Here is a 7134-nt window from a genome sequence, read left to right on the forward strand (position 1 = left end):
GCCTCGTTTCACTCGGCCTCGTTTCACTCGACAGCTGCTACAGAGTCCGGGTTTACCCCGGGCTCAATTTGTTACTTTTTTGCGACTTCAGGGCCGCCTTCCTGCAGACCCAGGTCAGCCAGTGCTTTGGCAGCAACTTTGGCCGGCAGTGGGATATAGCCGTCTTTCACCACAACTTCCTGACCCTGTTTGGACAGAATCAGTTTCACGAACTCGGCTTCCAGCGGGGCCAGAGGCTTGTTCGGGGCTTTGTTGACGTAAACGTAGAGGAAACGCGACAGCGGGTATTTGCCGTTCAGGGCGTTTTCTTCGGTGTCTTCGATGAAGTCAGTGCTGCCTTTCTTGGCCAGTGCCACAGTCTTCACGCTAGCGGTTTTGTAGCCGATGCCCGAGTAACCGATACCGTTCAGCGAGGAGCTGATCGACTGCACGACCGAAGCCGAACCAGGTTGTTCGTTGACGTTTGGCTTGTAGTCGCCTTTGCACAGGGCTTCTTCTTTGAAGTAGCCGTAGGTGCCGGATACCGAGTTACGGCCGAACAGTTGAACCGGCTTGTTGGCCAGGTCGCCGGTCACACCCAGGTCGCCCCAGGTTTTCACGTCGGTTTTAGCGCCACACAGACGAGTGGACGAGAAAATCGCGTCGACTTGTTCCATGGTCAGGTGCTGGATCGGGTTGTCTTTGTGCACGAACACAGCCAGGGCGTCCACGGCAACCGGGATGGCGGTTGGCTTGTAGCCGTACTTCTGCTCGAAGGCAGCCAGTTCGGTGTCCTTCATCTTGCGGCTCATCGGGCCCAGGTTAGAGGTGCCTTCAGTCAACGCAGGAGGCGCGGTGGCGGAACCAGCGGCCTGAATCTGGATGTTTACGTTCGGGTATTCTTTTTTGTAGTTCTCAGCCCAGAGGGTCATGAGGTTGGCCAGAGTATCGGAGCCGACGCTGGACAGGTTGCCCGACACACCAGTGGTCTTGGTGTAGCTCGGGATAGCAGGGTCAACAGCGGCGAACGCGTTGGCAGTCGCAACGCCAGCAGCGACAAAAGTCATTGCCGCCATCAAACGCTTCAGTTTCATGCCTTACTCCTAGCAGATAGGGTGTATTAAGTCGGGGCCAAGTATCGGCAGGCCGTATGAACACTCTATGGCGGAAATATGACAATTGGATGAAAGGCCAGTATTCGGCAACAGATCGTTCCCACGCTCTGCGTGGGAATGCCGCCATGGACGCTCTGCGTCAGCTTTGAAATGTGACGCGGAGCGTCAGGGGATGCATTCCCACGCGGAGCGTGGGAACGATCAGTGATGAAGAATCGGGCTTAACGCCCCTTCTTCCAAAGATACCCACCCACCACAATCCCGACCCCGCAAATGATCGCCACATAGTAGGCAGGCCCCATCGGGCTCTCCTTCAGCAGCAGCGTCACTACCATCGGCGTCAATCCACCGAAAATCGCATAGGCAAGGTTGTAAGAGAACGACAGCCCGCTAAAGCGCACCACCGCCGGGAAAGCTTTGACCATCACGTACGGCACCGCGCCGATAGTACCCACCAGCAAACCAGTCAAGGCGTACATCGGATACAGCCAGTCCGGGTGATTGAACAGGCTGTGATAGAACGTCCACGAACTCAGCAGCAATGCGGCACTGCCAAACACAAATACCCGACCCGCCCCAAAGCGGTCAGCCAAAGCACCGGACGCCACGCACCCAAGGCTCAGGAACACAATCGCCACGCTATTGGCCTGCAAGGCGGTGGTCGGCGAGAAGTGGTAAACGGTCTGCAACACCGTCGGGGTCATCAGGATGACCACGATGATGCCGGCGGACAGCAGCCAGGTCAGCAGCATGGAAATCAGGATCGCGCCGCGATGGTCGCGCAATACGGCGCGCAGCGGCACTTCTTCGGCCAAGGCTTTGCGCAGTTGAAGTTCGGCGAATACCGGGGTTTCGTGCAGCCAGCGGCGCAGGTAGACCGAGAACAGGCCAAACACGCCGCCCAGCAGGAACGGGATTCGCCAAGCGTAATCGGCCACTTCCACCGGGGTATAAATGCTGTTGATTGCCGTGGCCACCAATGAGCCCAACAGAATGCCGGCCGTCAAACCACTGGTCAGGGTGCCGCAGGCGTAGCCGATGTGCCGTTGCGGGACGTGTTCGGAAACGAATACCCATGCGCCCGGCACTTCACCACCAATCGCCGCGCCCTGAATCACCCGCATCAGCAGCAACAGAATCGGCGCCCACATGCCAATCTGCGCATAGGTCGGCAGCAAACCCATGATAAGGGTGGGAACGGCCATCATGAAAATGCTCAGGGTGAACATTTTCTTGCGCCCCAACAGGTCACCGAAGTGCGCCATGACGATGCCGCCCAATGGCCGCGCCAGATAGCCGGCGGCAAAAATGCCGAAGGTCTGCATCAGCCGCAGCCACTCAGGCATATCCGCTGGGAAGAACAGTTTGCCGACCACTGTGGCAAAGAACACAAAGATGATGAAGTCGTAAAACTCCAGCGCACCGCCCAAGGCAGACAGCGATAAAGTCTTGTAATCGTTGCGGGTCAACGGGCGTGCAGGTTGGTTCGGCTGAGCGATGGCCGAGGGCGCGGTGGTCATGGCAAGGACTTCTCTTATAGTCGGATCTGCAACCCCAACAACGCTGGCGGAGGCTTGGGCAGGACCGGCACGATAGCAAATTGTTCGAAAAAGCACATAGATGTGCGTTTTTGACAGTCAAAATGAGAACCCGACGGTCGTCTCGGAGTCTACCGACCGATATACTCGCAGTCTTGCAACACCTTGAAAGGGTTGCTGTGCGAAGACGCTGCTGGCTCTACCAGTCGATTTCGCAGAGTTTCCCTTTAGGCGCCTTGAGAAACGTGACGAACGTAGTATGTTCGGGGCTGAATCGTTTTTCTTGAAAGCGGCTATTCACCTGAAGTACCAACGAAGAGTCACGGGTCAGAGGCCCCCCCGGCATGATAGAGCTCGAACAAGAAGATCCAATCCCGCAAGGCGACCTGGCCCTGCAAATCACCGCGCTTCCTCGCGAAACCAACGGCTTCGGCGATATTTTCGGCGGCTGGCTGGTGGCGCAGATGGATTTGGCCRGCACCGCCATGGCCAGCAAAGTTGCTGGAGGGCGCGTTGCCACCGTTGCGATCGACCGTATGGCGTTCCTGGTTCCAGTCGCGGTAGGCGCACAACTCTCCTTTTATACCCAAGCGCTGGAAATCGGCCGCAGTTCAATCAAGATGATGGTTGAGGTCTGGAGCGACGATCCGCTGTCCAGCGAGTGGCGTAAAGTGACTGAAGCGGTGTTTGTGTTCGTCGCCATCGACGGTAGCGGTCGCACCCGCTCGGTTCCGCCGCGAGCGCGTTAAACGCCGGGGCCGCTTTGCGGTCCATTGCAGTCATTGTTCCCGATCGAGAGTTGTCCCATGAACACGCCCAACGTTGAAGCTGTGAAACTGGATGAACTGAACTGCTGGCGCATACGCCGCGGTCAGGCCGAATTGCTGGTCGCCCAGCAAGGCGCGCAGATTCTCAGTTATCAATTGGCCGGCCAACCGCCGCTGATCTGGCTAAACGACGAGGCGGTGTTCAAGACCGGCAAGAGCATCCGTGCTGGCGTGCCGGTGTGCTGGCCGTGGTTCGGCAACCTGGCGCGCAATCCGCAGAGCGTTCAGGCGATGCGTGTCAGCGAAGAAGCACCAGGCGCCCACGGTTTTGTCCGGGCGATGGATTGGGAACTGGGCGGCATCGAAGCCGAGGGCGAAAGCCTGAAAGTGGAGTTCATCCTGCCCTACCCCGAAGGCGGTTTTCCGGGCTGGCCGCATCAGGTGGAATTGAAGCTGAGCATTCGTCTGGATGAGCAACTGAATATCAGCCTGACCAGCCATAACCAAGGCACTGACACCGTTACCCTCAGCCAGGCGCTGCACAGCTATTTCGCGGTCAGCGATGCGCGCAATGTGCACGTTGAAGGGCTGGATGGCTTGAGCTACATCGAGACGCTGGATGACTGGAAGACCGTCCCTCAGAATGGTGATCTGCACTTTGCTGGCGAGACCGACCGCATCTACCTCAATACGCCGACGACGCTGAGCATCATCGATCCGGCGTGGGAGCGGCGCATCGAGCTGACCAGCAGCGGATCGCGCACGGCGGTGATCTGGAACCCGTGGATCGAGCGTGCAGCGGCATTCAGCGATATGGCTGACGATGGCTGGCAACGCATGCTGTGCATMGAGACGGCAAACGTGATGGATGACGTAGTGACATTGGCGTCGGGAGCCAGTCATACCCTCGGCGTCAGCATCGCCAGCAAACCTCTATAAGCAACACCCCAGAACAACTGTAGGAGTGAGCCTGCTCGCGATGAGGCCATAACATCCAACATCAATGTTTAATGTTATGGGTGTAGATATCATCCAGCTTCAACCCCTTCGGATAGCGTACAAGCACCAACTGATTGGGTGGCGGTGGCGGTACGTGGATGCAGGCGCCCGGATAAGGCACGAGGAAGAACAGCGTGCTGCGACCTTTCCCATCGGACTCCAGCGGAACCGGATAACCACCAATACGGATGTTCTTGTCATTCATCGACGGCACGGTTTTGGTCGAGTACATCACCGCCGGCAAGCCCTTGCTCTGCTTCATGCCACCCTTGGCGGTAAACGTGCCATCACCTTCGGGCGTGTTGTGGTCGATTTCGGGCATGGCTTCCAGGGCATTCTGGTCCGACTTGGGCATCAGTTCGAGCCAGTCGGTTTCCGGCAATTCGCCGGCATGGGCCAAACCACTGCCCAGGAAAAGGAGAGTCAACAGGAGACGGCGCATTGAGGTGCTCGGTAAAGGAAGGGCGATAAATCGCCGAGCATTCTAGCCCTCCCTGCGTGCGGCGCAGAGGGGGCTTTGTCGCTTTGGATCAGTTCTTTTTGATCAGGCCGTAGATCACCAGCAACACCACGGCGCCTACCAGCGCACCGATGAAGCCCGCGCCTTCGCCAGCATGATAGATGCCCATAGCCTGGCCGCCATAAGTGGCTGCCAGCGAACCGCCGACACCGAGCAGGATAGTCATGATCCAGCCCATGCTGTCATCGCCCGGCTTCAGGAACCGAGCCAGCAGGCCGACAATCAAGCCGATAAAAATGGTTCCGATAATTCCCATGGCATTTCCCTCTGATTAAGTGGCGTGTCCTAGCGAAAGCCTAGTCAGACTTCTGCATCCTGCCATCAGAGAACGGCGGTACCTGAATGGTTCCGCCGCTGCCACATGAAACTATTCAGCGATGAGCGCTTCGACCTTGAGGATCTGCTGCTCTAGCGTGGCCTTGTCGGCGCAGCGCAGGTTGGCGTGACCGACCTTGCGACCGGCCTTGAACGCCTTGCCGTAGTGGTGCACATGGCAATCGGCAATCGCGATCACCTTCTCAACCGGCGGGACAACGCCGATGAAGTTGAGCATCGCGCTTTCGCCGACCTTGGCTGTCGAGCCCAACGGCAAACCGGCAACGGCCCGCAGGTGGTTTTCGAACTGGCTGCACTCGGCGCCTTCGGTGGTCCAGTGCCCGGAGTTGTGCACACGCGGGGCGATTTCGTTGGCCTTGAGGCCACCGTCGACTTCAAAGAACTCGAACGCCATGACGCCGACATAATTCAACTGCTTGAGCACGCGGCTGGAATAGTCTTCAGCCAAGGCTTGCAGCGGGTGATCGGTGCTGGCTACGGACAGCTTGAGGATGCCGCTGTCGTGGGTGTTGTGAACCAGCGGATAGAACTTGGTTTCACCATCACGGGCGCGCACGGCGATCAGCGACACTTCACCGGTGAACGGCACGAAGCCTTCCAGCAGGCAAGCAACGCTGCCCAGCTCGGCGAAAGTGCCGACCACGTCTTCAGGTTTGCGCAGGACTTTCTGGCCCTTGCCGTCGTAACCCAGTGTGCGGGTTTTCAGCACGGCCGGCAGACCGATGGAGGCCACAGCGGCGTCCAGATCAGCTTGCGACTGAATGTCGGCGAACGCCGGGGTTGGAATCCCCAGGTCCTTGAACATGCTTTTCTCGAACCAGCGATCACGTGCGATGCGCAGGGCTTCGGCGCTCGGGTAGACCGGGACGAATTGCGACAGGAACGCCACGGTTTCGGCCGGGACGCTTTCGAACTCGAAGGTCACCAGATCGACTTCATCGGCCAGTTGACGCAGATGGTCCTGATCGCCGTAATCGGCCCGCAGGTGTTCGCCCAACGCGGCTGCGCAAGCATCCGGTGCGGGGTCCAGGAAAACGAAACTCATACCCAGCGGGGTGCCCGCCAGCGCCAACATGCGACCCAACTGGCCGCCACCGATTACACCGATCTTCATCGTCAACAACCTCAGGCGATGCGTGGGTCTGGATTGTCCAGCACGCTGTCTGTCTGCTCAGCGCGGAACGTTTTCAGCACGTCGTGGAACTGCGGGTGCTTGGCGCCCAGGATGCTCGCCGACAGCAACGCGGCGTTGATCGCGCCAGCCTTGCCGATGGCCAGGGTCGCGACCGGGATGYCAGCCGGCATCTGCACGATGGAAAGCAGCGAATCGACGCCGGAAAGCATCGCCGACTGCACCGGCACGCCCAGCACCGGCAAGTGGGTCTTGGCCGCACACATGCCTGGCAAGTGGGCTGCGCCACCAGCACCGGCGATAATCACCTCGATGCCACGGGCCTCAGCCTCTTCGGCGTACTGGAACAGCAGGTCCGGGGTGCGGTGGGCAGAGACCACTTTCACCTCGTAAGGGATGCCGAGCTTTTCCAGCATATCGGCGGTGTGGCTAAGGGTGGACCAATCGGACTTGGAGCCCATGATCACGCCAACCAGTGCACTCATCGTCGTGCCTCTTCTCTCTGGGCGCCCGCAGGCGCGTCAAAAAACAACAAGCCACGCAGGATGCGTGGCTTGATTGTACGAATTATGGCCGGGCGAGCCGGCCGAAGGCCGCGCAGTATACCGTAATGACACAGATAAACAGCCCCCGTTGCGACCATCTGTCATACGGCGCAAAGGGCCGGTTTTATTGACTTGTGAGTCAATCAAATACACCACAAATCGAGTGTGGGAGCGGGCTTGCTCGCGAATGCGGTCTGACATTC

At 58.7% G+C, this 7134-nt stretch carries 7 protein-coding genes and 1 pseudogene; 2 read left to right on the top strand and 6 right to left on the bottom strand.

What is annotated here, in order from left to right:
- Nucleotides 1-71: 71 nt before the first annotated feature.
- Together AC1DRJ_RS19970 and AC1DRJ_RS19975 are read right to left on the bottom strand one after the other, a co-directional pair.
- Nucleotides 72-1073: a phosphate ABC transporter substrate-binding protein PstS gene (locus tag AC1DRJ_RS19970; protein WP_007942702.1), complete on the bottom strand. Its 1002-nt coding sequence runs from the start codon at nt 1071-1073 to the stop codon at nt 72-74.
- Nucleotides 1074-1315: 242 nt separating this feature from the next.
- The gene (locus AC1DRJ_RS19975) at nt 1316-2614 is read right to left on the bottom strand and encodes an MFS transporter (protein WP_477803668.1); all 1299 of its coding nucleotides are present in this window, start codon (nt 2612-2614) and stop codon (nt 1316-1318) included.
- Nucleotides 2615-2976: 362 nt separating this feature from the next.
- Here AC1DRJ_RS19975 and AC1DRJ_RS19980 point away from each other — a divergent pair, with 362 nt between their 5' ends.
- Together AC1DRJ_RS19980 and AC1DRJ_RS19985 are read left to right on the top strand one after the other, a co-directional pair.
- Nucleotides 2977-3381 (top strand): acyl-CoA thioesterase, encoded by a 405-nt coding sequence (locus tag AC1DRJ_RS19980; protein ID WP_477803669.1) that lies wholly within the window; start codon nt 2977-2979, stop codon nt 3379-3381.
- Between the two features lie 57 nt (nt 3382-3438).
- Nucleotides 3439-4338 carry a D-hexose-6-phosphate mutarotase gene (locus AC1DRJ_RS19985; protein WP_477803670.1) on the top strand — a complete coding sequence of 300 codons (900 nt, stop codon included), beginning with the start codon at nt 3439-3441 and terminating at the stop codon, nt 4336-4338.
- A 79-nt stretch (nt 4339-4417) separates the two neighbouring features.
- On the opposite strand, the pseudogene AC1DRJ_RS19990 reads toward AC1DRJ_RS19985, so the two are convergent.
- The 4 genes and pseudogenes from AC1DRJ_RS19990 to purE form a co-directional block, all read right to left on the bottom strand.
- Nucleotides 4418-4840: pseudogene (locus AC1DRJ_RS19990) on the bottom strand (DUF3299 domain-containing protein); the annotation flags it as partial.
- An 88-nt stretch (nt 4841-4928) separates the two neighbouring features.
- Nucleotides 4929-5174, bottom strand: coding sequence for a GlsB/YeaQ/YmgE family stress response membrane protein (locus AC1DRJ_RS19995; RefSeq protein WP_477803671.1), 246 nt, complete (start codon nt 5172-5174; stop codon nt 4929-4931).
- Nucleotides 5175-5285: 111 nt separating this feature from the next.
- The gene (locus AC1DRJ_RS20000) at nt 5286-6368 is read right to left on the bottom strand and encodes a 5-(carboxyamino)imidazole ribonucleotide synthase (RefSeq protein WP_477803672.1); all 1083 of its coding nucleotides are present in this window, start codon (nt 6366-6368) and stop codon (nt 5286-5288) included.
- An 11-nt stretch (nt 6369-6379) separates the two neighbouring features.
- On the bottom strand, nt 6380-6871 hold the full coding sequence (purE, locus tag AC1DRJ_RS20005; RefSeq protein WP_477803673.1) for a 5-(carboxyamino)imidazole ribonucleotide mutase: 492 nt from the start codon (nt 6869-6871) through the stop codon (nt 6380-6382).
- Between the last annotated feature and the right edge of the window lie 263 nt (nt 6872-7134).

The organism is Pseudomonas sp. P5_B2, assembly GCF_056400445.1.

Bases quoted from the DNA above. Each gene is read 5' to 3' on its own strand.
- AC1DRJ_RS19995 (WP_477803671.1), bottom strand. From the start codon at position 5,174: ATGGGAATTATCGGAACCATTTTTATCGGCTTGATTGTCGGCCTGCTG.
- AC1DRJ_RS19975 (WP_477803668.1), bottom strand. From the start codon at position 2,614: ATGACCACCGCGCCCTCGGCCATCGCTCAGCCGAACCAACCTGCACGC.
- AC1DRJ_RS20000 (WP_477803672.1), bottom strand. From the start codon at position 6,368: ATGAAGATCGGTGTAATCGGTGGCGGCCAGTTGGGTCGCATGTTGGCG.
- AC1DRJ_RS19970 (WP_007942702.1), bottom strand. From the start codon at position 1,073: ATGAAACTGAAGCGTTTGATGGCGGCAATGACTTTTGTCGCTGCTGGC.